This window comes from Cryptosporangium sp. NPDC051539 (assembly GCF_044454545.1).
Classification (GTDB): domain Bacteria; phylum Actinomycetota; class Actinomycetes; order Mycobacteriales; family Cryptosporangiaceae; genus Cryptosporangium.
The window spans coordinates 180,802-204,616 of sequence record NZ_JBITDV010000009.1; the positions used below are offsets into that span (position 1 = coordinate 180,802).

Below are 23,815 nucleotides of genomic sequence, written 5' to 3' on the forward strand. Positions count from 1 at the left end.
CTCAGACTCCCGCCCCGGCCGCCCGCCGCTGGGCCTTGCCCAACACGCTGACCAGGTAGCGCGCGACCGCGAACACGATGATCCAGAGCAGGAACATGTACGTGCTGCCGCGCGAATAGTTGAGGTTGATGATCGAGTCTTCGTAGGCGCCGACCTGCAGCGTCGTGGTCGTGTTGCCGGGTCCGCCCGCGGTGAGCACGTAGATGACGTCGAAAATCTTGAGGCAGTCCATCAGGCGGAAGATGACCGCGACCAGGATGTACGGCCACATCATCGGCAGCATCAGCCGGCGGAACATGTAGAGCCAGCTCGCGCCGTCGACCTCGGAGGCTTCGAACGGCTCCCGCGGCAGTGACCGGATCCCGGCCAGCACCAGGATCGCGACGAACGGCGTGTAGATCCACACGTCGACGAGAATCGACGACCAGAGCGCCCGCCCGCGGCTCAGCCAGTCGAACGTCGACCCCAGCCCGAGCACGTGGTTGAGCACGCCGAACTGCGGGTTGAACATCAGTTTCCAGATCACCGCGGCGATGACCGGCGCGATCATCAGCGGCAGGATCAACACCTTTTCGAAGATCCGGCCGACGAAACTCGAGCGGTTGAGCAGCAGCGCGATGCCGATGCCCAGCACCGTTTCCGCCCCGGTGGCGACGACCGCGTACGTGAGCGTCACCCGCACGCTGTGCCAGAAGTCGCTGCTGCCGAGGACGCTGGTGAAGTTGTCGAACCCCACCAGCGACGGGTTCGGATTGACGGCCGCGTAATTGAGGATCGTGTAATAGACGCCGATGAAGAACGGATACAGGATTCCGACGACGATCAGCACCGCCGGAACCGAGAGCAGATACGGCCGGAGCCGCCGACGCCAGCGGGGAATCGTCGGCGGCGGTGCACCCGCTTTCTGATCGGCCGGCCGTTGGAGGGTCGACGTCATCCGTTGACCTTGTCCTCGGCGTCCTTCGCGAGGGCATCGAGCCGCTTCTGGGCGTCCTGGCCCGAGTAGATGTCTTGCAGCGCGACGGCCCAGTCCTCGGTGGTCTCGAAGAAGTGGGTCTGCGGTGTGAACTGGATCTTCGTCTGGTCGATGACCTTCTCGAACGTCTCCAGGTAGCCGGGGAACGCGCCGAGGGTCTGCTTGAACGCGCCGTCGAACACCGACTTGCGCGTGGGGTCGGCGAAGGCGGCCTTCGTGGCGCTGCTCATCGCCTCCTTACCGGTCGCCCACTGGATGAACAGCCAGGCGGCCAGTTTCTTCTTCGAGGCGGAGTTCATCGCCAGCGACCAGGTCCACAGGTTCGTCGCGTAGTTCCCGCCCGGGCCGGCCGGGCCCGGGTGCCAGGCGAGGTGGCCGGCTTCCTTGCTCGAGCCGGGCTTGTTCTTCGGGTACGTGGCGCTGTCGGCGTCGTACACCATCAGCGCGTTGCCGTTGCCCAGGTCACGGGTGCAGTCGGGGTACTCGTAGGTCGTCCACGACGTCGGACCGGCCTGTTTGGCCAGCTGGATCCACTTCTTGGTGAAGTCGACGGCCGTCGACGAGTTCATCTCGGCCTTGTACTTGCCGTCGGCCGACGAATAGTCCTTGCCACCCTGCCGGCTGAACTGCGTCATGAATCCGGGGTGGACGGTCGCCCACGACTTCGATCCGCGGAACGCGATGCCGTACTGGTTCTTCTTCCGGTCGGTGAGGTCGACGGCCAGCTGGATCAGGTCGTCCAGCGTCTCCGCGGGCTTGATGCCCTTCTGGTCGAACGCCGCCTTGTTGTAACAGATGACGTTCGTCTCGAAACCCCACGGGATGGCCCACTGACCACCGGTGCCCAGCGCGCTGCCGGTCTTGAAGTCCCAACGCGTCGAGGTGCGCAGGCCCTCGTAGATGTCTTCGAAGTCGTACTCGCCGCTCGTCGCCGCGTCGTTTTCGATCCAGGGCGTGAGGTTCTCCATCCATCCGGGCGGTCCGTACTGCCAGATGAAGTAGGCGCCGGTCATGAAGACGTCGTGAGCACCGGACTTGCCGGCCAGTTCGGTGTTGAGCTTGGTGAAGTAGTCGGCCTCCGCGACCAGGTCGACGTGCACGTCGATGCCGGTCAGCGCGGTGAACTCTTTGAGCAGCGGCTGGAAGCTCTGCTGGTAGGGGTGCGGCGTCTGCAGGATCTTGATGCTTTCGCCCTTGGCCTTGGTCCAGCTGAACCCGCCGCTGACGTCGTTGGCGCCGTTCGCGGTCTCGGCGGAGGACCCTCCGCCCACGCCGCAGGCCGCGAGCAACGGTGTGGCGACGCCCAGTGCCGCCGCGCCTCTGAGGAGCGAGCGCCTGCTTAATCCGGACATGGGGACTCCTTCTAAGCGGGAATGAGCGAGACTTTGACCGACTCGGTACCGGCCGCGACCAGGTCGAGGCCGTCCTGGAATCGGGACAGCGGCAGCTGGTGCGAGCAGATGCGATCCATCGGCAACGTGCCGCGCTCGAGCATCCGGATGGCGGCCGGCCAGCAGTGCGGCCCGAGGTGGGCGCCGCGGACGTCGAGCTCCTTGTCGTCGCTGATGATGCTCCAGTCGACGGTGACGTCCGAGCCGAAGACGCTGTACTCGACGTAGGTGCCGAGCTTGCGGAGCAAGTTCAGACCCTGGGGGACCGCCGACGGGTGGCCGGTGCCTTCGAGGTAGACGTCGGCCCCGTAGCCCTCGGTGAGGCCCTTCACGAACGCCACCGGATCCTGCTCGGAGATGTTGACGACGTCGTGCGCGCCGCACGCTTTCGCGAGTTCCAGCTTGGACTCGGCGACGTCGAGCGCGATGACCCGGGCCGGTGACTTGGCGACCGCGCCGGCGATCATGCCCAGCCCGATCGGCCCGCAGCCGGCGACCACCACGACGTCGTCGAAACTGATCGTGGCCCGCTCGACGGCGTGCAACGCGCAGGACAGCGGCTCGGCGAAGGCCGCGTGGTGCGCCGGGAGATCCTTCGAGATGCGGTGCACGAGGGCTTCGACCGGATACACCATGTAGGACGCCATCGCACCGGGCGTGCGTCGCTTGAATCCGAACATGCCGTGCGGCGCGCACATCCAGTACTGGCCGCGCCGGCAGTAGCGGCACTCCCCGCAGGGCACGATCTGCTCGGCCACGACGCGGTCGCCGGCTTCGATGCCCCAGCGTTGCGCCGCGGCCTCGTCGAGTTCGACGACCTCGCCGACGAACTCGTGCCCGGGGATCACCTGGGTTTCGGCCCAGGCCGGCCGGTTCGCGTCGCCCCAGAATTTCGCCGCGCCGTGGTAGCACTTCAGGTCGCTCGCACAGATGCCCACGGCCTCCACGCGGACGAGAGCCTCACCCGGGCCAGGACGCGGAACGGGCAGTTCCGCCAGCCGATAGTCCTCCGGCCCGTGGCAAACAACCGCCTGCATGGTGTCGGGTAGATCGGTCATCGATGCCCTCCCACTGCGGTGAATGGGTGTAACGCAGCTCACTGTGGCAGGGGCCTGATCACCTGTCCAGAACATGCGTGCAAAAATCGAGAAGATGTGCTGAACGGATGTTCCGGGCCTTAAGCTGCAGGTCCCTGCGTCGTGGGAGGAGGCCGGTCGATGGTTAACCTGGTCCTATGAGCGACCGCCCGGTTGCGCCGGCCGAGGGCGCCCGTTTCTCCCTGCAACTGATGTACGCGGCGGCCAAGCTCTACTACCTGCAGGATTCGACCCAGGCCGAGATCGCCGACCAGCTCGGAACCAGCCGGGCGACGGTCAGCCGCCTGCTGTCGGAGGCCCGCCGCCTGGGTATCGTCCGGATCGAGGTGGTCGAGCCCGGCGTGGCCGACGTGACCGGGCTCGCCGAGCGCACCGCCGCCGCGCTGGGCCTGGACGCGGTCCACCTGTCGGCGTTCCCCGCCGGTGGGGCCCTGGGTACCGCGCTGGCGCCGGCGGTCAGCCGCGCACTGCAGCAGGTCGGACTGGTGCCGGGAGACGTGCTGCTGGTGTCGTCCGGGCGCACGATCTACGAAGTCGCGCAGGTGGCCGGGGGGTTGCCGGAACTGCCGGGGGTGCTGGTGGCGCCGACCGTCGGCGGGCAGGACGAGCCGGAGCCCTGGTACCAGACCAACGAGCTCACCCGGCTGGTCGCGGCCGGGATCGGCGGCTCTCCGGTGTTCCTGTACGCGCCCGCGCTGCCCGGCCCCGAACTGCACGAGCGGCTGCTGGACGATCCGTCGATCCGGCGGGTCACCGAGTTGTGGACCCGGGCGAAGTGCGCCCTGTTGGGCGTCGGTGCTCCGCCGCCGCTACGCGGCTCGCTGCCGTCTTTCGTCGACGCCGGCGCGGTGGGCGACGCGGCCGGTGACGTGGCCACGCGCTTCTACGACCGGGACGGCGCGAGCGTGGACTTCCCCGGCGCCGACCGGCTGGTCGCGACGCCGCTGGACGTGCTGAAGGCGATTCCGGTGGCGATGGCCGTGGCGGTGGGGGGAGAGAAGGTGCCCGGCATCATCGCGGGTGCTCGCGCCGGCTACTTCAACCACCTGGCCACCGACCCGCCGACCGCCCTCGCCGCCCTGGCCGCGGCCCGCACCTAGCCACGACGCCGGAGGGACGCGGTCGGATTTGAGAACGAAGCCCGATCTGGTCCCTGCCGAAGAGGGGGTTTCCCACGCGGTTCAGCAACCGGCGCGATTCATGCGGTTCGTGGTCAGTGTCGTGATGTAGGTTCCGGGATGCAACCTGAGTGTTTCGGCCAAGTCAGCGCACTCCTGATGCCGGGCGTCGAGAGCGGAGCCCAAGGCGGGATATCTTTCCCGTAACAGGGCCAGATAGTGCTGGGCGTCGGCCTTGAGCCAGGGCCGGTTGGTTAGTTCAGGCACCGAGTTGAGGTCCTCGGCCGCGGTCCTGGCGGTCTTGTCGTCGGATTCCGCGCCGCCGGGTGTCTCCGGTGCACCCAAGCTCAGCCGGGTCATGGCGAGCCGAGCGCGGGTCAGCCGAGCGGTAGCCAGTGGTTCTCGCACCGTATCCAGGGGTTTACCGGACAGGACGTCGTCGAGAGCCCGCTGCGCGCGATAGGCGATGTGGTCAGCGGCGGGACCTGAGAGGGCCCTGACCCGGCAGAGATCCACGCGGGCCGATCCGATCGCGGCCATGAGACGAATTCGGGGATTCATCGTCTCGCGACGGACGAGGTCGTCGAGTTGTTGCGCCTTATCGAGCAGTCCGAGGTCGGCGCTCGTCGGCCCGCATCTGTCGCCATTGCGTAGCAGGTCAAGATCGGCGAGCCCCAGGGTACTTCGCTCGTAGCCGGGGTCTGCTTCCAACGCGGCCCTGTACTCCTTCTCGGCATTGTCGAACCGGTCGATGCCGGCCCATGCGTTGCCGCGCAGGTGGTGCAGCACGGGCAGGCTGCCTCCGGCAAGAGCCTTCGCGTCGAGCAGAGTGCCTAGTAGCCCGGCGGCATCCTCCAACTGCCGCCTCTGGTACGCGGTGAGCGCGCTCAGGAGAATTCCCGTCCAGGACAGAGCGCTACCCGCTTGCTCGGCGAGTGGACCTGACCCATCGGCGGTTCCATGAATGTCGTAGCTGACGCTGATCGGTTCAGCGGCGGCATCTATCCGCTCAGCGGCCAGCTCCTCGGCATCCCTCACATAGCTCCCGAAGAATGCCTCGGGCGCGAAGGCGGCATTGTTGCGCGACACATCGAGCGTGCCCGTGATCATGATTTGGGCATGGGATCGGTTGAGCAGGTAGCGGATCGCGTCGTCGCGGCTGGACCCGGACTGCCGGATCGCGTAGTACTCGTCAGCGACCTCGATGGCGAGTTTGCCGATCGAGACCTTGGACTTCGGGATCTCGCTCAGGGAGCGGGTGACGCTCTTACCGAGCGCCGACGTGAGGTTGTCAGCGAAGGTCCTGGCGATGTCGCCGGCAGACCGGAGGTCCGGCGATCTCACCATCGGAGGCACTATCAGTATCGAGGCCTCGGAGTCGGCGAACGCCACGAGCTTCGGCGGTTGCGGACTCGGCCAGCGCACGACCGTGAGGACGGCACAGATCAGGAGCAGCAGCACCACCAGAAGCGCTCCGAGCCGGTAAGACTGCCGTGCCCACCGCCCGAGGTCCCGGTCCGCTGATTTCAGCGCATCGGAGTAGCTTCGGCGCTCGTTGCCCTCCTGCACCTCGGTCGCCTGACGGTCCGGCAGCCAGTGGAGGTCGGGTGGCAGGTCGTCAACCGTCGGGAGCGTCGCTCGTCTCACGGTGAGTGGAAGGATGCGAACTTCCGGGTTCTTTCTGGCTTCTACGGTGCGCAGCTCGTAGCGCACGATGTCGTTGTCATCGCGGATGTGGGAGCCGGAGCCCGAACCGCGTGTCCAGTCCGGTCCGATGATTGCGACGACGACGGCGGCCCGCTCCAGTTCTTCGTCCAAGCGCGCGGGCCAATTTTCTCCGACCTCGAGAGCGTCGCGGTCTCGAAACACCCGGCGCTGTCCGTAGCGACGCACGGCCGCGTCAGCGAACGCCGACGCATGACCAGCCTCTTCGTGTCGGTAGCAGATGAAAAGTGATGGTGGTTGGGAGCGCCGTCGGTACCGCCGGATCACAGGAGAAGAAACTGATCAGTCGCTTCACAATCGGTGTCAGCGGCCAACCACCCTCGCGGCGCGGAGCCCTCCCTGTTCCGGAATCTGATGCAGTAACCCCCCGGAGTCGCTCGTCCCCGGTTGATCGTGAGGCTGCCGACGCCGTTGGTGAGACCCAGCCCGTCAGAGCGCTGAAGGAACTGGAATTCACAGGCATCCGACGTCCGCCAGTAGATCGCCACGTCGACCGAATCGGCGCCACCGACGATGTCATAGCGGTTGGCAGCGCCCGTCGGGGGTCGCACGAGGTCCAAATGTTCGGCCGGACGGATCTCGACGTTCCGGTAGCCGACGTGCTCTCCGTCGGACGCCGTGAGCTGGTAGTGACCGGCTGGTAGACGCGGGTCGGCATAGAGTTCCAACTCGGAGAGTGCATCGATGTTACTCAACGCCACCCGGCGCCCTGGACGGGATGCGCTGACCAGTTCCGCCGTCGGAGCGGACGCGAACCCCTGTGCCCTGAAGTGCTGAATCGACCCTTGGAAGACCACGACCTCCGAGGCTGCCTTGCTTCCGGGCGCCACTGTCGGGAGATAGACCTTCGGGGTCATGGTTGACTGCAGGTTCCCGCACTCTTCCGCTTTCGCCACCGCCGCACGCGTCGGCTGCTTCAGCGTGATGAGATGGTCGGAATTCCGCTGCCCTGCGGGCGAATCGAATGCCGGAAGGATCCTCCGGCCGTATTCCGCCGTGGCTACCGTGGGAGCAGGGTCGGTGACAACACCTGAACAGTCCAGGATCAGCATCCATCCGGTTTTCACCGGGCCGCCGAGGCTCCGAATGCTTCCGCCACCCTTTTGTGGCCGATCGTGATTCGCTTGAAAGAGCGAATTCGCCGCGTCCCGATTCTGGCATTCACGCTCGGCGATCCCGACGAGTCCGTCGGGTACGTCGCTGTCTTTCACCGTATAGGTGGCCGGCGTTGTAGGTGTGGACGTCGTCGCTTCTGTGAACGGGCGATCGCCCGGTTCCGGAGCGGAACCGTTGCTAGACGCACTACAGCCGGATACCAGAACGGCCAGGGCTACCGCTGCCGCGACACCTAATCGCCATCGAATGAATGCGGTGACTATCCCGATCGGGCGATGTGTTGCATGGCGTGCCTCGCCGATGGGTACAGCGTCAGTCGAGCGCCGAAACATGATCGATGGCCTCGTCGATGAAGTGGTAGCTCCCGGTCAGGGCAATGTGGAGCATCTAAATGCGAGGGTACACCGAGTCCGCGAGCGTCAGACACGCGAACCAGGCCCTACTCCGGTCCGGCGGATGAATGCTGCCTTTACGTCCGGCTCCGGGTATTGACGCAATCGAAGGCGTCTTTCCCGCGTTTCAGGCTCCGATAGTGGACATGTCTCGGTATCCGGAATAGCTCAACTGTCCGCATCGAGAATCGGCCGATTGGTGGTTCGAGATTTTCCGGCCGAAGCGTGAGATGCGGCAGCGTCGTTCGGCGGGAGGGCCGGGTTGATCGCGACGGACCGTACGCTCACGTTCGCCGTGGTGGACGGATGGATCGCCGCACTGCGGCGATCCCGCGCCGCCCCCGACTGACCGGCACCGGCACCGGCGCCCCGACCCTGGAGCGGCGCCTGACCGTGTGAACACCGGACCTGATCACCGCCCGGCAGACCGCCACGGCCACTGACGCCGAGCAGAGCAAACCCGCGGCCGGCGCTCGACGATCGCAGCGAGCCCTACCAGCAGAACCTCGCCCTCGGCCTGGACGCCAATCCTCAGTACACCGAAAAGTCTCCGCGCCCGACCCTCTCAGGCGGGCAGGAGCCGGGCGCCCGGCCCGGGTGCCCGGTAGACGTCCTGGGGATCGACGTGGGTGTGCCCGCCGGCGCACTCGAGGACCACGGTGACCGGCTCGTCGCAGCCCGGGTGGTGCCGGACGACGACGGACGGGCCCTCGGGGGCCGGAAGATAGTCGTCGGCCCACTGCAGCAGCGCGATCAGCGTGGGCCGCAACGCCTGGCCCTGCTCGGTGAGGTGGTACTCGTGGCGCTGGCGATCGCCCGGCTCCCGGTAGGGCACGCGTCGCAGCACGCCGGCCGCCGTCAGCGTGTCCAGCCGCGTGGAGAGCAGGTTGCGGGCTAGGCCGAGGCGGGACTGGAACTCGGCGAAGCGGCGCGCGCCGTCGAAGGCCTCGCGGACGATGAGCAGAGACCAACGCTCGCCGACCACGGACAGTGCCCGGGCGACCGAGCAATTCGCCGGATCGATCCGCCGTCCTTCCATCACCACACCCTACCACTTGAGTTGACTTTTTCTACTCAGCCTCCGTACCGTCGCGACTGGGTTTAAATACGAGACTCAGGAGACCGCGATGCCGATGCTCGACCTGTACGTGCCGGCGGGGGCGCTGACCCCGGAAGCGGAACAATCGCTGGCCGGCCGGATCACCGAGATCCTGATTCGCTACGAGGGATTCGACCCCGGCGACCCGGCGACACGGTCCGTGTCGTGGCTCTTCCTGCACCGGCCCGCCGCCGTTTACGTCGGCGGGTCGCTCGCGGAAGCACCCCGCTACAAGATCGTGCCGTCCGTGCCGGAAGGGCAACTCGATGCGGCCGGGCGCGCCGGTGTCGTCGCCGAGATCACCGAAGCCGTCCTCGACGCCGAGAACGGTGCCTGGCCCCGCGACACCGGCCGGATCTGGGTGTTTCCGACTGACGTCCCCGAAGGTCACTGGGGTGGACGAGGGCGGATCACGCCGCTCGCCACGATCCTGGCCCGCCTCACGGGCGGAGACACCGAGCGGGCACGGTCCCTCGCCACCGCGCGGATCGCCGCCAGCCGGGCCGCCCGTACGTGAACGCGGCGCCGCTCACCACACCCGCACCCGAGTCGCGCCGGGCCGCAGCGCCGTGAGCGGCCCGGCCGGGTAGTCCTTCCCCTCCTCTTTCCGAACCCCGGCCAGATCGACGTCGATCACCGCCGGGCGGCCGTCCCGCTCCTCGAACTCCGCATCGACGAACCGCACCCGCTCCAGGTCCAGCCCGGTGACCACCCCGACGCGAGCGCTCTCGAAGCCCTCCGGTAGCCGGGCCTGCAGGTAGACCTCGTCGCCGTCGTCGACGACCTCGACGGACGCTTCGCCGTCGAGCACGGTGGCGTCGGCCTCGCGGTCGGACGGCCCCGCCCCGGCCAGGTAGACGTTGTCGCGCGCGTAGAGCGGCTGCTTGACGCCCGGGAAGCGCTCGTGCTCGCCGTGATCGTTCGACTGCTCCTCGATCCGCCCGAGGTACTCGGCGAACGTCGCCGGGTGTCCCTGGTAGATCTCCAGGCCGTGGCCCGGCTCGCCGCGGAACCTCGCGCCCGGGGCGTAAGCGTGGTCGACGTCGCCACCGAGGAAGACGTTCCCGACGTACCGGTCGTCTGCGCCGTAGATCTGCGCGTAACCGGCGACCTGGGTGCTGTGCGGGACGTGGTAAGGGGTGGGCCGGTCCATGACGGGCCGCCATTGCAGGGTGCCGCAGAACAGGTTGTTGACGAACGCCCCGCCCTGGCTGAACGATTCGAACGACACCGCCGAGGCGAGAACATTGTGGTCGACCAGGTAGGGCCCGTGGCTGACCTCGACGAACAGGTCCCGGTTGTTGTTGTAGAACACGTTGCGCGTGACACGCACCCCCTGCGCCTGCCAGTCCAGCCAGGTGCCGAGCGTGCAGTCGTGGATCCGGTTGTGGCGGATCACCACGTCGAGAGGCGCGTGGAGCTTGATGCCGCCGATCTCGTAGCCGTAGAACTCCCGCTTGAGGGCGATGTCGTAGATGTGGTTGTCCTCGATCGTGGAGAACACGCAGCCGAGATGACCCACGATCCCGTTCTGGCCGCAGTCGTGGATCGTATTGCGGCGGATCACGTGCGAGCCGATGTGCTCGGCGTCCCAGCCGATCTGCCTGGCCGAGAAAACCGACTCCAGCTGGTACTGGTAGCCGGGCTTGTCGCCCCGGGCCGTCGCGAAGTTGTGCCCGGTCGAGGCCTCTTTGCCGAGCGAGATCGCCGAGCACTTGGCGTCGTGGATGTCGTTGTCCTCGATGATCCAGCCCTTGGCCCAGTTCGGTCCGATCAGGCCGGGCTGGTCGGCCGTGGGCGGGACCCAGGGGCAGGCGGCCTGCGCGAGCTCGAAGCCGCGCACCGTGATGTAGTTCAGGTGGTGCTCGGCCGGGTAGAACACCGACCGCCGCACGTTGATCTCGACCAGCTCGGCACGCGGATCCGCGCCCCGGAAGTTCGCCCAGATCGTCGTCGCGTCCGCGCCGACCTCGGCGTACCAGACGTAGCGCGTCCGCTCCGGGTCGCGCACGCGGTCGGGCAGTTCGGTCCACCGGTCGAGCGCCTCGGTGCGCCGGGGTGGGTCCGACACCTCGGCCCGGGTGAGCACCTCGTAGAAACTCACGCCGTTGAGGTAGACGTCGCCGAGGTGCTTGCGGGGCGCGTCCGGGGCGGAGTGCACGACCCAGTCGCCGTCGATCGGTTCGGCGAACGGATTGAACGACCCGAACAGCGCGTTGGGAACGGACGTCGTCCACACCGTGCCGTCGACCGGCTCCCATTCGGAGACCGGCTCCGAGCCGGTGATGACCACGTGCTCACCCGGCGCGGCCTGGTAGGTGATCCGCCGCCGATCGCTCAGGCCGCCCCGCCGAGGGCGGACCCATTCCCGGTACACGCCCTCGTGGACGGTCACGGTGTCGCCGGCTCGCGCCAGCTCGGCCGCCCGGTTGATCGTGCGTAACGGCCGGTCCGGCGACCCCTCCGAGGAATCGGAACCGGTGGTCGCGACATGTAAGGCAGATGGCATGAGCGGGGCGTCCCTCAGCACTCGACGAACGTGCGGTTTGCTCCGATCAGAGTGCTACACGACCGTCCGGGCGGGCCGGTGGATCCCAATTCCGGGCCGCGTCGTCCCCGGCCCGGCCCGGCACCGCCATCCGGGAGAGCAGCCGCCCGGCCGGGCCGTCGCCGGCGAGCCGGCGCACGACGACGAACCCCACGACCGCCCCCAGCACGTTCGCGAACAGATCGTTGACGTCGGCGGTGCGACCGCTGCTCAGGAAGACGTTCGTCGCGAACTGGACGAGCTCGATCGCTCCGCTGAAACACAGCGCCCACCACACCAGGCTCTTCGTGCTGCGAGCCCGCCCGAGGAGCGGCAGGAGAACCCCGAGCGGGACGGTCAGCGCGATGTTGAGGACGAACGTCGTCACGTCGATGGTCAGCAGCGGGACGAAGTTGGCCCGCTCGTACCAGGGCCCCTGGCTCGCGTACCGGCCCACCACCACCTGGAGCGGGAGCAGGGTGACGGCCAGCACCCCGCACAAATAGAACACCGTCGCCCAGGCGGTGACCAGACGAGGAACGGTCAGCACCCCACGGTGCCGCAGCGCGAACCACGAGGCCCCCAGGAGCACCGCGGCCAGAGGGACCAGGACGGGACCGGCGGGCACATCGAACTGGATATCCATTGCTCTCTTCCGGCTGGATCGGTTGGCCGGCTCACCGTCCCAAGCAGCGCGGCCGCGCCGCATCTGGCGGAGGAGGTATCCGGAACACCCGCGCGGTCAGCCGAACGACGGACCCGGCACGGTGCCACGGCCTAGTCCAGTCGCGTCAGTGATACCCGGACGTCGGTCTGTTCCGGCTGCCCGGTCAACGGGTCGACGTCCGTCCCGTTGGTGAGCACTCCGACGTTCTGATCGAGATAGCCGTGGCTGACGACGACGACGCCGCGGCGCAGGCGCCCGTCGACCTCGACGACACCGTCAACGTGTCCCCGTTCCGTGCTGACGCGCACACGGCGCCCGTCGTCGAGTCCGAGACGCCGGGCGTCCTCGGGATTGATCAGGACGGGCGGGGGTCCCGACGGTGCTGCCCCGTACTCGACGGAGTTGTTGTTGCGCAGCCGACGAGCAGGCAGTAGCCGCCACGACGACGTGTCGCGCTCCCACACCGCCGGAAGGCGTTCCACCATCAGCGGAGGGACGAGGCGCCAACGCCCGCCGGGGAGGACATGGTCGTGGACCCAGCCCGGCGGGCGCGGCGTCTCCACCCCGTGCGAGCCGGCGGCGAGCACCTCGTCGAGATCGTCGCGGCCGGCGTAGACGTACCGGTACAGCTCCTCCTCGGTGCACTCGTCGGCGTCCAACGCTCCGCCGAGCAGATCGTGCCCGAGGCGGCGGGCGATCTGCGTGCACATCCACCACGTCGGCCTGCGCCCGTCCTCCGGTGCGAGCGCGGCGGGCGAGCTGATCCGGCGCCCGTAAAAGAAGAGGTCGTGCCGCTCGAGGTGCCAGGTCGCCGGGAGGACGTGCGTCGCCCGCCTGGTCAGGTCGTTCTCGAACGCGTCGATGACCACGCACAACTCGAGCTGGTCGAAGGCCCGCCGGAGCCGCGCCGGGTCGGGGAAGGCGGTCGGGGGCTGCCCGCCCGCGATGATCAGACCCCCGAGATTGCCGGCCTCGATCTCGTGAACGAGCGCGACGGCGGGTTGTTCCCCGAACACCGCGTCGAGGTCCGGCCGACTCGCCGGACCCGGCTGCACGGACCCGTTGACCGGCGCGGGGGAGCCCAACCCGGACAACGGCATCGAGAGCAGGAAGCGCATGCCGCCCGGGGTGTCGAGCGATCCCGTGATGATCAGCAGCACCCACTTCAGCCATTCCGTCACCACGCTGTGCCTGCCGAAGGAGACGCCGGTGCCGCTGGCGACGGACAGCCGGCGATGGGATCGGACGGCACGGAGAAGATCGAGCAAATCGGCCTCCGCGACGTCGGTGAGGGCCGCGACGCTGCCGAGCTCGAACGGTTCGACCGCTTCCCGTAGTCGCCACAGGTCGTCGTCCGTACAGGCCGTGTCCAGCTCGTGGGGGTCCGCTCCCTCGGCGAGGACCTCGCGGACGAGCCAGGCCAGGAGAGCGGCGTCCGTCCCGGGGCGGAGCGCGAGGTGCCGGTCAGCTCGACCCGCGGTCTCGGTCCGGCGGGGATCTAGCACCCAGACCTCGCCGCCGCGGTCGCGGAAGGCCCGGATCCGCCGCGTCGGGTTCGTGAACATCGAGGTGTTGAGGTAGCCGTGGGAGACGACCGGGTTGTGCCCGATCAGGATGGCGAGGGTGGGCTCGTCCGGGCTCTCGGGATTCCACTGTGGAAGTACCATCGCGTGGCCGGTCACGAGCTCGGCGGCTCGCAGGAGAGGGGCGTGGTCGACGGTGAGCGCCGAGTACACCTGGCGGGAGCCGATCGCACGCAGCAGCTTCGACGTGAACGTCCGGGTCAGCCCCTCCATGATGCCGCCGGTGCCGAGGTAGGAGCCCACCTGGTCGGGACCGCGCCGGTCGACGAGACGCCGGAGGGTCGCGGCGATGTCGTCCAGGCACTCCGTCCAAGAGACGGTTCTGCCCCCGATCCTCGGGAAGGACAGACGGTCCTCGCGATGGTGCTGGTGCGGGTACGAATGTCCCTTCGGGCACAGGTAGCCGCCGGAGAGGGGATGGTTCTTGTCGCCCTTCGCGGAAACGACCCGGTTGCCCGACACCGTGATCTCCACCCCGCAGAAGGCCGAGCACATCTGGCAGGCGACCCGGTGCGTCGTCGGCTCCGGCATGTGGCTTCCTCTCCCGGCTTCGCCGCGGCCCGCCGATGTTGCGGCATGGCGCGTTCGACCGTAACATACCGACCGGTCGGCTCGCGTTGGTTCCTGCCGGATCGTGGATCGCACTCGGGAGGTCGAATGGACGTCGACACGGAGTCCGTGCTCGTCGAACGGTCGGACGGGGTCGGAGTGGTGCGGCTGAACCGGCCCGACAGGCTCAACGCGATGACCCGGGAAATGTCGCTCCGCTACGCGAGCGTGATGCGGGAGTTGGACCGCGACCCGAACGTCCGCGTCATCCTGGTCACGGGCAACGGACGCGGCTTCTGCGCAGGAGCGGACCTCGACGTGCTCGGCCAGGACCTCCTCGAGCTGAGCGAGTGTGTCCCTCCGATCGAGGACATGCCCGCGCTGGGGTTCCGTCTGGCCACGCCCGTGGTGGCGGCCGTGAACGGCCCCACCGCCGGTGTCGGATTCGCGTACATGCTGGGAGCCGACGTGCGGTTCTGCTCCGCCGACGCGAAGATCACCACGAGCTTCGCGCGGCTCGGACTGGTGGCCGAGTACGGCTTGTCCTGGCTGTTGCCCAGGGTGGTCGGCCTGGGGCGGGCGATGGATCTGCTCCTGAGTGGCCGGACGATCAGCGGCGCCGAGGCGGGGGAGATGGGCCTGGCCGAGTTCGTGCTTCCGGCCGACGAGGTCTTCGCCGCCGCGCTCGCCTACGCCCGGCAGATCGCGGCACACTGCTCGCCGTTCTCGCTCGAGGCGATCAAGGGGCAGGTGCTGTCCGACTCCACGGCCGATCTCGACGGCGCGCTGGTCCGCTCGAGATGGCTGCAGGAGCGGTCGTTCCGGGGGCGCGACCTGCGCGATTCGCTCGCCACGCGCACCGAGCGGCGAGCTCCGGTCATCGGGCGAGTCCCCACCGGTCCGACTGATGTCTGACCGGTCGGGATGCTAGTCTCCCAATTCCCGGAGGGTGTGCGACAGCACCGCAGCGACGCGAGAGTTCGAGTGGCGACCAAGAAACGATCCAATACAGCGGCAGAGGCACCGGTCGTGACGACGCCGATCGGCGTGGACGATCTTCGAGACGTTCTCGTCAAGATCGTGGACGACGCCTTGCGTCCGCTCGCGGAGCGAGTGTCGAGCCTCGAGCGGTCCGCGGCCGACGTGGAGTCCGCTGCTACGGCCGAGTCCGCGAACGGCCATGCGGCGGAGGCGGCGGTGCCGGACGTCGCCACGGCCGAACCGCCCGCCGGCGAGAAGGACGTCCGCGCGAGGATCATCGACGCCGCCCTCGACCTCTTCCACGAGCAGGGCTACGACGCAACCGGTGTGCAGGAGATCGTCGAGCGCGCCGGCGTGACCAAGGGCGCTCTTTATCACTACTTCCGGAGCAAGGAGAATCTGCTCCTCTCGATCAGGGAGGAGTTCATCAGCGACCTTCTCCGGCGCGGCCACGAGATCCTCGACGAGAACGAATCCGCGGCCGAGGCACTGAGGCTGATTGTGCGCGACCTCATACTCCTCGTGAAGACCCGCCGGTCCCACATGACTGTCGGTTTCTTCGAGACCCGGCTCGACCTCGAGCGCTTCCCCAAGGCGCAGGCCCAGCGCAACGAGTGGGAAAGCGTCCTGGTGGAGATCATCGACCGCGGGGTTCGCAGCGGCGAGTTCCGCCGTGACGTACGGCCGGTCAGGGCCGCCGCGGTGATCGGAACCCTGGCCTGGGCCGCGTACAACTGGTTCCCCGGCGACGTCGACGAGGACCCGGACGCGGTGGCCGCCGACCTCTCGGAGCTCGTCCTGTCCGGGCTCTTCCGGGACCGCGGCTGAACCCGGCCGCCGACGATCGCCCAGTCATCCGGCTGCGCTGGGGAACGCAGGTCGGCGCCTCTCGGTGAACGCGGTCAGGCCCTCCTTCGCGTCGGCCGAGAAGAAGTTCAGGATCTCGTGCGCCAGTGACGACTCGAAAACCGGCGCCGCCGCCCGGACCCAGTGGTTGATGGCGCGCTTGGTGTCCTGCAGAGCCTGCTGAGGACCGCCTGCCAGCCGCTCCCCGAGTTTCAGTGCGGTGTCGAGGAGCTCGTCCGCCGGCACGCATTTGCTGACCAGGCCGATCCGTTCCGCCTCCCGGCCGTCGATGCTGTCCGCGGTGAGCAGGTAGTACTTCGCCTTCGCGACGCCGCAGAGCAGGGGCCACAGGATCGCCGCGTGGTCACCGGCGGCGACCCCGAGCCGGATGTGCCCGTCCGTGAAACGGACGTCCTCGGCGATGATGCTGATGTCGGAGAGCAGTGCCGTGGTGAGCCCGGCTCCGGCCGCGGGGCCGTTGATGGCCGAGATGATCGGCTTGCGGCAGTCCAGGAGGTTGTACACGAGGTCCCGGGCGGCCTGAAGGGTCTCGGTCCAGTGCGTGATGTCGCCGAAGTTCTCCAGGTCCGTCTCGATCGAGCCGCCCGCACAGAACCCTCGCCCGGTGCCGGTGAGCACCACGGCCCGGGTCTGCTCGTCGGCGTCGACCTCGCGCCAGAGCCGGGCGAGGTCCTCGTGGTCCTGCTTGTTCAGCGCATTGAGCTTCTCGGGCCGGTTGAAGCGGACGAGCAGCAGGCCGTCCGACGGGCGCTCGAAGGTCAGCGCGGCGTAGCTACTGGGGTTCATGGGAGGTGCCTTTCCGGGGGAGTGGCGCCACGACCGGGTCGTGCATGATCGCGCGGTACGCGGCCTCGAACTTCTCCGAGTCGTTGTCCTCGCCGACCGCGACGATGCTGCCGTTCTTGAGTAGGTACCAGCGGTCGGAGACCGACAGAGCGCGGCGGGCCTGCTGCTCCACGAGCAGCACCGCCAGCCCGTCCCGCTCGGCCGCGGCCCGGATCGCGGCGAGCAGCCGCTCGACGACGAGAGGGGCGAGCCCGAGCGACAACTCGTCGACGAGCAGCGCGCGCGGGCCGGTCGCGAGCGCCCGGGCGAGCACGAGCATCTGCTGCTCACCGCCGGAGAGGAGGCCCGCCTTGCGATCCAGGAGGGGCTCCAGCTCGGGGAAGTAGCGAAGGGCCCCCTCGATCCCGCCCTTCCCCAGTCGCAGGTTGTCCCGTGTCGAGAGGCTCGAGATGACCGAGCGCTCCTCCGGGACGTAGGACAGGCCGCGGCGGGCGAGCCGGTGCAGGCTGCCGGGTGCGGCCGCCCCGTTCCACCGGACCGTGCCGACGCTCCGGGGGAGCCGGCCGACCGCAGCGGAAAGCGTGGTGGTCTTTCCGGCGCCGTTCGGGCCGAAGAGGGCGACCACCTCGCTCGGACGGACGGCCAGCGAGATGCCGCGGATCGCGGCGAGATCGCCGTAGCCGGCCGTGATGCCGCGCAGTTCCAGGGTGGGAGGGGAAAGGCTCGTCGAACGCACGGGCACTCCTCGATGAGTACATCGCGACCGGTCGGTATGTTACCGTACCGCCCCGAGCTCAGCTGTTCAACCATCCGAGGCGGGGATGACACGTGATTCTCTGGGAACCTGCGGCCGACGCCCGCTCCACCACCGTCATGGGAGGTCTGTGGGACGACATCGAGAAGCGGACCGGCCGGACTTTCGGACACTACGACGAGATGTGGGAATGGTCCGTCGCGAACCTCGACGAGTTCTACGGGATCCTCGTCGACCACCTCGGCGTGCGGTTCACCGCGCCCCCGGAAACGGTGGTGACCGACCACTCCATGCCGGGAGCACGCTGGTTCCCCGCTAGCACCCTCAACTACGTCGACCACGTCTTGGCCGGCGAGCCCGGCGAAGTCGTCGTGGAGTCGTGGTCCCAGACCCGCGGGCCGGTCGAGCTCACCCGCGCCGAGCTGCGCGACCACGTCGCCCGTGTCCGGGGGCGGCTGATCGAGCTCGGGGTCCGGCCGGGCGATCGGGTCGCCGTGTACATGCCCAACATCAGCGAGACGATGGTCGTACTGCTGGCCAGCGCCAGCCTCGGTGCGATCTTCCTGTCCTGCCCGCCGGAATTCGGCGTCGGCAGCGTCGTCGACCGGTTGGCGCAGGTCGAGCCCGCCGTGCTCGTCGTCGTGGACGGCTACCGGTTCGGGGACAAGACCGTCGACCGTGTCGACGACGTCGCGGCGATCAGGGCGGCCCTTCCCACGGTCCGGACGACCGTTGTGGTTCCCTATCTGGACAGGCAGCGGGCAGCCGCCATTCCGGATGCCGTGAGCTGGGAGTGGGTGCTCCAAGGGGCGCCGGACCCGACGATCGACCCGCTGCCCTTCGACCATCCGCTCTACATCCTGTTCTCGTCGGGCAGCACCGGGACGCCGAAGCCGATCGTGCACACGCACGGCGGCATCACCGTGGAACACCTCAAGTGGCTCGCAGTGCACTCCGACCTCAAGCCGGGTGACGTCTCGTTCTGGCCGACCACCACCGCGTGGATGACCTGGAACACGGTCGTGTCGAGCCTGCTGTGCGGCGCGCGCACGATTCTGTTCGACGGCGATCCGACGGAGCCGGACCTTCCGACCTTCTGGCGCTTCGTCGCCGACCGGCGGGTCACCCACCTCGGAGTGTCCCCGCCGCTGCTGCAGTTGACCCGCACCGCGGGGGTGGTGCCGGCGCACGAGGCCGACCTTTCGGCGCTGCGGGTGGTGTCCTCGGGCGGCTCGCCGCTGTCCGAAAGCCTCTACCACTGGGTGTACGAGGCCGTCGGCAGTGATCTGATGCTCGCCTCCGTGAGCGGTGGCACGGACACCTGCGCGGCCTTCGTGGGCGGCAACCCGCTCCGGCCCGTCCGCGCCGGTGAGATCACCTGCCGCTTCCTGGGGACCGAGGTGCAGGCCTACGGCGACGACGGCACGCCGATCGTCGGTGAGCAGGGCGAACTGGTCGTGACGAAGCCGATCCCGTCGATGCCGCTGCAGCTCTGGGGAGACAGCGACGGCTCACGGCTGCAGGGCGCGTACTACGACCGGTATCCGGGGGTCTGGTACCACGGCGACTGGATCACGATCACCGAACACGGCTCCGCGATCATCAGCGGGCGTTCCGACGCCACCCTGAATCGGGGTGGCGTCCGGATGGGCACGCAGGAGCTCTACTCGGCCGTGGAGGCAGTGCACGAGGTGGCGGACAGCCTGGTCATTCACCTCGAGGATCCGGACGGAGGGCTGGGTGAGCTCCTGATGTTCGTGTCGCTGACGCCCGGCGCGGCGCTCGACGAGGCTGTGCGCTCCGCGATCAGGGATGCCCTCCGGCGCCGGTTGTCCCCGCGCTACGTGCCCAACGAGATCATCGAGGTGTCCGAGATCCCGCGGACCATCGCGGGCAAGCGGTTCGAGGTACCCGTGAAGCGGCTGCTCAAGGGCACCGTCACCGCGTCACGGATCGCCGGCGCGCTCTCCGACCCCCGCACCCTCGACCCCTTCGTCGAGCTGGCGAAGAAGCGGCAGGAATCGGTCTGACCGGCGGGTTCGGTGCCCTTGACGGCGCGCGAAGCCCGCTGCGATACTCACCGAGCTTCCGACCGGTCGGTATCCACGGCCCCGAGTCGGAACGGAGCTCGCCGGCGGATCCGAGATCGGCAGCTCTTCGCGAACAGCTACCTGACAACGTGGTCTTAGGGAGCCGACACCGCCATGCGCGCAAGAAACATCAGAGGCGCCTTCGTTCAGCGCCGCGAGAGAAATCATCGACCGATCTCCGCCCGGGCCGGCGTCCTCGCCGTGTCGTTGGCCGCCGTGACGCTCCTCGGAGCCTGCGGGTCCGGCGCCACGTCGAACGGATCGTCCGCTTCGGACCGGATCGTCATCGGCACCCTGGGGCCGCGGACCAGCTCCGTGACGTCTCTGCCCGACATCGCCACCGGCATCCGGGCCGCCATCGCGTCCGTCAACGCCGCCGGCGGTGTGAAAGGCCACCGAATCCAGCTGGTCGACTGCGACACCAGGCTGGAGGCCAACCAGGAGCTGGCCTGCACCCGCAAGATGATCTCCGAGAAGGTGACTGCGGTCGTCGCCGGGACGATCGCGGTGGACCAGTCGGGCGTCGAGATCAAGCAGCTCGACAAGGCCGGCATCCCGTACTTCGGCAGCAGCGGCGTGTCCGTCGCCGAGCTGACCGGAAACGGGGTCTATCTGCTGGCCAGCGGTTCGCCGGGCTGGTTCTACGGCGCCGCGAAGGTGCTTCGCGACAACGGGGTCCGGAAGATCGGGATCTACGGAGGAAACAACACCGCCTCGGTTAATTTCGGCGTCAAGCAGGTGAAGAAGGCGGTGGCCGACCTGGGTTTCCCGGAGCCGGCCGTCGTGCTCGCGGATCCGGCGTCCGACCCGACTCTGGCCGCGTCGGCGTCGAAGATCGCCGCCAGTGGCGTCGACGGAATCATCATGCTGCCGGAGAACCCCGCTCTCATGATGAAGGCCGTCAAGGCCTCCGGCTTCACGGGCAAGGTGAGCTCCTTCAGCTCGCAGGTGGACGCCGGTCTCGCCTCGGTCGGCGCCATCGCCGACGGGATCTACGTCAGCAGCCAGACGGCGTTCGTCACCGACAGCGGCAACCCCGAGGTCGCCAAGTTCCTTGCCGACATGCGGAGGTTCGAGCCGGACGGCAAGGTCAGCCTGAACTCGCTCAGCGGCTACGCCGCCGTGCGGCTCTTCGCCAAGATCGCCGCGACGGTGCCGGGCGGCATCGACGCGGCGAGCTTCCGGTCGACTCTCGACAACCTGGCCGCTCCGGTGGACACCGGCCTGGTCGGTCCATGGGCGATCAAGGGGCGCCCCGCCGTGCTGCCGGCAGCACCACGGGTCCTGAACCCCAACATCGCCTACGGGATCGTGAGGGGCGGCAAGATCGTCGCCGCCGCGCCCGGCTTCTCCAACCCGTTCCCCGGCTGAACCACGAGGAGAACGGCCCATGGACGTCTTGCGCTTCGCCGTACTCGGCCTGGCCACCGGCGCGATCTACGGCCTGCTCTCCCAGGGCCTGGTCGTCATCTACCGAGGATCCGGTGTCCTGAACTTCGCCCACGGTGCGATGGCACTGGTCGGCGCCTACACCTACTACGAGCTGACGGTCGGCCAGGGCTGGAGCACGGTGGTGGCCGCGGTCGCTGCCGTGCTCCTCTGCGGCGCGGTCGGTGCGCTCGTCCACGTCGTCGTCCTGCGACCCCTGCGAAGGGCCGCGGCGCTGTCGCGCGTCATCGCCACCCTGGGCCTCGTGCTCGTAATCCAGTCATCGGCCTTCTTACTGTTCGGGCACAACAGCCTCGTGGTGCCGTCGCTGTTCCCGGTGGACCCCGTCGAGCTCGGCGGGCTGTCCATCGGGGCGGACCGGCTCTCCATCATTCTGGTCTGCCTGGTGGTGAGCGGTGGGCTCGCCGCGGTCTACCGCTTCACCTCCTTCGGCCGGGTCACCGCGGCGGTGGCCGAGCACGAGACGACGGCAGCCAGCCTCGGTCACTCGCCCGACCTCGTCGCCTCCACGAACTGGGCGGTCGGCTCGGCCCTCGCCGGACTCGCCGGCGTGCTCATCTCGCCGCTCATCCTGCTCGAGCCGGTCGCACTCGTCCTGCTCGTCATCCCCGCGATGGCCTCCGGGCTGTTCGGACAGTTCCGGTCGTTCCCGGCCGCCCTGGTCGCCGCCCTCGTGCTGGGGGTCGCCCAGTCCGAGATACAACGGTTCGTCAGCGCCCCCGGCTGGGCGACGGCGGTCCCTTTCCTCGCGGTGATCGCGGTGCTCGTCGTCCGGGGCCGCAGCCTCCCGTTGCGCAGCTTCGTGCTGGAGCGGCTGCCGGCGGTCGGGAACGGACGTCCGCCGTGGCTGTGGGTCGCGCTGTTCGGTCTGGCACTGTGCCTCGTCTCCCTGTTCGCCGATCCCGACTGGGCCACGGCCATCACCACCACGGCGGCGATGGCCGTCATTTGCCTGTCGGTCGTGGTCATCACCGGCTACGCCGGGCAGCTGTCGCTGGCCCAGTTCGTGCTGGCCGGCATCGGGGCGCTGGTCGCGGCCCACGTGAGCCCCCATGTTCCCTTTCTCGTAGCGCTCGGGGTCGGCGCTGTCGTGACGGCGGTGTTCGGCGGCATCGTCGGGTTGCCGGCTCTGAGGACGCGCGGAGTCACCCTCGCGGTGGTGTCGCTCGGCCTGGCGAGCGCCGTGGCGGCGGTGGTGTTGAACAACGCGGCTCTCAACGGCAGCACGAGCGCGGCCAGCGGGCTCGTCATCGAGTCGGTCGACGTCTTCGGGCTCGACCTCGACCCGATCGTCCATCCGGAGCGGTACGCCGTCCTCGCGGTGCTGGTGCTGCTGCTCCTGAGCCTCGCTGTCGCGAACCTGCGCCGGGGGGTGACCGGACGCCAGTTGCTGGCGGTGCGCTCCAACGAGCGGGCGGCGGCGTCTCTCGGGATCAACGTCGCCTACACGAAGACCTACGCCTTCGTGCTGGCATCGGGCATCGCGGCGGTCGGCGGCATCCTCCTCGCCTTCATGCTCCCGACGGTCACGGTCGGGGACTTCGACGTCTTCACCTGCCTGCTGGTCGTCGCGGTCACCGTCGTGGGCGGGGTCGGCAACATCCCGGGGGCCTACATCGGGGCGCTCCTCACCGCCGGCGGGGTCGTGAGCCAGCTGCTCTCGGGACTGACGGCGATCAACGACTACCTCCCGCTGGTCGGTGGCCTCGTCCTCGTCCTCAACCTGGTCGTGAGCCCGGACGGGCTCTTCGAGTTCAACCGGAGGCTGCTCGCGGAGAAGCTGCCCCGGCCGGTGCGCCGCGGCGCGGGCCGGGTGGCCTCGCTCAGCGAGGAGACGGGCGAACCCATCCGGGTCGAGCCGTGGCCGCTGCAGGTGTCGGGCGTCTCGGTCTCCTTCGGCGGGGTCCGGGCGGTCCGGGACGTCTCGCTCGAGGTCCGGCCGGGGGAGGTGCACGGTCTGATCGGTCCGAACGGGGCCGGCAAGACCACCCTGATCGACGCCGTCACGGGCTTCGTCCGCTCGCAGGGCGAGGTGACGCTCGGGGGCCGGGTCGTCACCGGCTGGTCGCCCCGGTCGCGGGCGAGAGCCGGACTGGCCCGCTCGTTCCAGTCGCTGGAGTTGTTCACGGATCTCGACATCGCCGAGAACCTGGCGGTCGCCGAGGACACGTCGAGGCGGTTCCGCGGGGTCACGGATCTCTTCCGTCCCGGGCAGGTCCGGCTGGGACCGGCGGCGTCCGCCGCCCTGCGGCATCTCCAGCTCGACCAGCTGATCGGCAGGAAGCCGTCGGAGATCTCGTTCGGCCAGCGCAAGGCCGTCGCCATCGCGCGCTCCATCGCGCGGATGCCGTCCGTCCTGCTGCTGGACGAGCCCGCGGCGGGTCTCGACGACCGCGAGGCCGCAGACCTGGCCCTGCTCATCCGCGAGCTCGCCGACCTGTGGGGTATCGGCGTCCTCCTCGTGGAGCACAAGGTCGACATGATCATGGCGATCAGCGACCGGGTGACGGTCCTCCAGAACGGCGCGGTGCTCGCCGCCGGGACGCCCGAGGAGGTCGCAGGCAATCCGGCAATCATCGACGCCTATCTCGGCACCGCGACCCCGGTGGCGGCGACCGTCGAGCGGGTCGAACCGTAGCGCGAGGTAT

General features: G+C 68.7%; 18 protein-coding genes. 7 read left to right on the forward strand and 11 right to left on the reverse strand.

The window, feature by feature from the left end; translation table 11 throughout:
• Nucleotide 1: 1 nt before the first annotated feature.
• The 3 genes from ACIBZJ_RS27420 to ACIBZJ_RS27430 are packed head-to-tail and all read right to left on the reverse strand — an operon-like array spanning nucleotide 2 to nucleotide 3,425.
• On the reverse strand, nucleotides 2-937 hold the full coding sequence (locus tag ACIBZJ_RS27420; RefSeq protein WP_395934452.1) for a carbohydrate ABC transporter permease: 936 nt from the start codon (nucleotides 935-937) through the stop codon (nucleotides 2-4).
• Nucleotides 934-2,328 (reverse strand): ABC transporter substrate-binding protein, encoded by a 1,395-nt coding sequence (locus ACIBZJ_RS27425; RefSeq protein WP_395934453.1) that lies wholly within the window; start codon nucleotides 2,326-2,328, stop codon nucleotides 934-936. Before ACIBZJ_RS27425 ends, ACIBZJ_RS27420 begins: the two co-directional genes overlap by 4 nt.
• An 11-nt stretch (nucleotides 2,329-2,339) precedes the next feature.
• On the reverse strand, nucleotides 2,340-3,425 hold the full coding sequence (locus ACIBZJ_RS27430) for an alcohol dehydrogenase catalytic domain-containing protein (protein WP_395934455.1): 1,086 nt from the start codon (nucleotides 3,423-3,425) through the stop codon (nucleotides 2,340-2,342).
• Between the two features lie 176 nt (nucleotides 3,426-3,601).
• Between ACIBZJ_RS27430 and ACIBZJ_RS27435 the strand changes: the two genes are divergently transcribed.
• The gene (locus ACIBZJ_RS27435; protein WP_395934457.1) at nucleotides 3,602-4,564 is read left to right on the forward strand and encodes a sugar-binding transcriptional regulator; all 963 of its coding nucleotides are present in this window, start codon (nucleotides 3,602-3,604) and stop codon (nucleotides 4,562-4,564) included.
• An 81-nt stretch (nucleotides 4,565-4,645) separates the two neighbouring features.
• Here ACIBZJ_RS27435 and ACIBZJ_RS27440 read toward each other — a convergent pair whose 3' ends face one another.
• The 3 genes from ACIBZJ_RS27440 to ACIBZJ_RS27450 form a co-directional block, all read right to left on the reverse strand.
• Nucleotides 4,646-6,574: a TIR domain-containing protein gene (locus ACIBZJ_RS27440; RefSeq protein ID WP_395934459.1), complete on the reverse strand. Its 1,929-nt coding sequence runs from the start codon at nucleotides 6,572-6,574 to the stop codon at nucleotides 4,646-4,648.
• The gene (locus tag ACIBZJ_RS27445; RefSeq protein WP_395934461.1) at nucleotides 6,571-7,518 is read right to left on the reverse strand and encodes a hypothetical protein; all 948 of its coding nucleotides are present in this window, start codon (nucleotides 7,516-7,518) and stop codon (nucleotides 6,571-6,573) included. The genes ACIBZJ_RS27440 and ACIBZJ_RS27445 overlap by 4 nt, the downstream gene beginning before the upstream one ends.
• 862 nt (nucleotides 7,519-8,380) lie before the next feature.
• Nucleotides 8,381-8,854, reverse strand: coding sequence for a winged helix-turn-helix transcriptional regulator (locus ACIBZJ_RS27450; protein ID WP_395934463.1), 474 nt, complete (start codon nucleotides 8,852-8,854; stop codon nucleotides 8,381-8,383).
• Nucleotides 8,855-8,942: 88 nt separating this feature from the next.
• On the opposite strand from ACIBZJ_RS27450, the gene ACIBZJ_RS27455 reads away from it, so the two are divergent.
• Complete coding sequence (locus tag ACIBZJ_RS27455; RefSeq protein WP_395934465.1) at nucleotides 8,943-9,431, forward strand: Tautomerase enzyme; 489 nt, start codon at nucleotides 8,943-8,945, stop codon at nucleotides 9,429-9,431.
• A gap of 12 nt (nucleotides 9,432-9,443) precedes the next feature.
• Here the strand turns inward: ACIBZJ_RS27455 and ACIBZJ_RS27460 are convergent, their stop codons facing one another.
• The 3 genes from ACIBZJ_RS27460 to ACIBZJ_RS27470 form a co-directional block, all read right to left on the reverse strand.
• Nucleotides 9,444-11,423 (reverse strand): right-handed parallel beta-helix repeat-containing protein, encoded by a 1,980-nt coding sequence (locus ACIBZJ_RS27460; protein ID WP_395934468.1) that lies wholly within the window; start codon nucleotides 11,421-11,423, stop codon nucleotides 9,444-9,446.
• A 46-nt stretch (nucleotides 11,424-11,469) separates the two neighbouring features.
• Nucleotides 11,470-12,069, reverse strand: a complete 600-nt coding sequence (locus tag ACIBZJ_RS27465; protein WP_395934470.1) for a VanZ family protein — start codon at nucleotides 12,067-12,069, stop codon at nucleotides 11,470-11,472.
• A gap of 149 nt (nucleotides 12,070-12,218) precedes the next feature.
• The gene (locus tag ACIBZJ_RS27470; protein WP_395934472.1) at nucleotides 12,219-14,222 is read right to left on the reverse strand and encodes a molybdopterin-dependent oxidoreductase; all 2,004 of its coding nucleotides are present in this window, start codon (nucleotides 14,220-14,222) and stop codon (nucleotides 12,219-12,221) included.
• A gap of 126 nt (nucleotides 14,223-14,348) precedes the next feature.
• Between ACIBZJ_RS27470 and ACIBZJ_RS27475 the strand changes: the two genes are divergently transcribed.
• Nucleotides 14,349-15,155, forward strand: coding sequence for an enoyl-CoA hydratase-related protein (locus tag ACIBZJ_RS27475; RefSeq protein WP_395934474.1), 807 nt, complete (start codon nucleotides 14,349-14,351; stop codon nucleotides 15,153-15,155).
• A gap of 114 nt (nucleotides 15,156-15,269) precedes the next feature.
• Nucleotides 15,270-16,049, forward strand: coding sequence for a TetR/AcrR family transcriptional regulator (locus ACIBZJ_RS27480; RefSeq protein WP_395934476.1), 780 nt, complete (start codon nucleotides 15,270-15,272; stop codon nucleotides 16,047-16,049).
• Between the two features lie 24 nt (nucleotides 16,050-16,073).
• Here the strand turns inward: ACIBZJ_RS27480 and ACIBZJ_RS27485 are convergent, their stop codons facing one another.
• Both ACIBZJ_RS27485 and ACIBZJ_RS27490 read right to left on the reverse strand, forming a co-directional pair.
• Nucleotides 16,074-16,874, reverse strand: coding sequence for an enoyl-CoA hydratase/isomerase family protein (locus ACIBZJ_RS27485; RefSeq protein ID WP_395934478.1), 801 nt, complete (start codon nucleotides 16,872-16,874; stop codon nucleotides 16,074-16,076).
• On the reverse strand, nucleotides 16,861-17,610 hold the full coding sequence (locus ACIBZJ_RS27490) for an ABC transporter ATP-binding protein (RefSeq protein ID WP_395934480.1): 750 nt from the start codon (nucleotides 17,608-17,610) through the stop codon (nucleotides 16,861-16,863). Before ACIBZJ_RS27490 ends, ACIBZJ_RS27485 begins: the two co-directional genes overlap by 14 nt.
• Before the next feature lie 92 nt (nucleotides 17,611-17,702).
• Here ACIBZJ_RS27490 and ACIBZJ_RS27495 point away from each other — a divergent pair, with 92 nt between their 5' ends.
• The 3 genes from ACIBZJ_RS27495 to ACIBZJ_RS27505 all read left to right on the forward strand — a co-directional run bounded on the left by ACIBZJ_RS27495 (nucleotide 17,703) and on the right by ACIBZJ_RS27505 (nucleotide 23,805).
• Nucleotides 17,703-19,658 (forward strand): acetoacetate--CoA ligase, encoded by a 1,956-nt coding sequence (locus tag ACIBZJ_RS27495; RefSeq protein WP_395934482.1) that lies wholly within the window; start codon nucleotides 17,703-17,705, stop codon nucleotides 19,656-19,658.
• Nucleotides 19,659-19,832: 174 nt separating this feature from the next.
• Nucleotides 19,833-21,089: an ABC transporter substrate-binding protein gene (locus tag ACIBZJ_RS27500; protein ID WP_395934484.1), complete on the forward strand. Its 1,257-nt coding sequence runs from the start codon at nucleotides 19,833-19,835 to the stop codon at nucleotides 21,087-21,089.
• A gap of 19 nt (nucleotides 21,090-21,108) precedes the next feature.
• A complete protein-coding gene (locus ACIBZJ_RS27505) occupies nucleotides 21,109-23,805 on the forward strand; it encodes an ATP-binding cassette domain-containing protein (RefSeq protein WP_395934486.1) in 2,697 nt (898 codons plus the stop codon).
• Nucleotides 23,806-23,815: the final 10 nt, after the last annotated feature.

Coding starts and splice junctions, on each gene's coding strand:
- ACIBZJ_RS27420 (WP_395934452.1), bottom strand. CDS start 937: ATGACGTCGACCCTCCAACGGCCGGCCGATCAGAAAGCGGGTGCACCG.
- ACIBZJ_RS27425 (WP_395934453.1), bottom strand. CDS start 2,328: ATGTCCGGATTAAGCAGGCGCTCGCTCCTCAGAGGCGCGGCGGCACTG.
- ACIBZJ_RS27430 (WP_395934455.1), bottom strand. CDS start 3,425: ATGACCGATCTACCCGACACCATGCAGGCGGTTGTTTGCCACGGGCCG.
- ACIBZJ_RS27435 (WP_395934457.1), top strand. CDS start 3,602: ATGAGCGACCGCCCGGTTGCGCCGGCCGAGGGCGCCCGTTTCTCCCTG.
- ACIBZJ_RS27450 (WP_395934463.1), bottom strand. CDS start 8,854: ATGGAAGGACGGCGGATCGATCCGGCGAATTGCTCGGTCGCCCGGGCA.
- ACIBZJ_RS27455 (WP_395934465.1), top strand. CDS start 8,943: ATGCCGATGCTCGACCTGTACGTGCCGGCGGGGGCGCTGACCCCGGAA.
- ACIBZJ_RS27460 (WP_395934468.1), bottom strand. CDS start 11,423: ATGCCATCTGCCTTACATGTCGCGACCACCGGTTCCGATTCCTCGGAG.
- ACIBZJ_RS27470 (WP_395934472.1), bottom strand. CDS start 14,222: ATGCCGGAGCCGACGACGCACCGGGTCGCCTGCCAGATGTGCTCGGCC.
- ACIBZJ_RS27475 (WP_395934474.1), top strand. CDS start 14,349: ATGGACGTCGACACGGAGTCCGTGCTCGTCGAACGGTCGGACGGGGTC.
- ACIBZJ_RS27485 (WP_395934478.1), bottom strand. CDS start 16,874: ATGAACCCCAGTAGCTACGCCGCGCTGACCTTCGAGCGCCCGTCGGAC.
- ACIBZJ_RS27500 (WP_395934484.1), top strand. CDS start 19,833: ATGCGCGCAAGAAACATCAGAGGCGCCTTCGTTCAGCGCCGCGAGAGA.
- ACIBZJ_RS27505 (WP_395934486.1), top strand. CDS start 21,109: ATGGACGTCTTGCGCTTCGCCGTACTCGGCCTGGCCACCGGCGCGATC.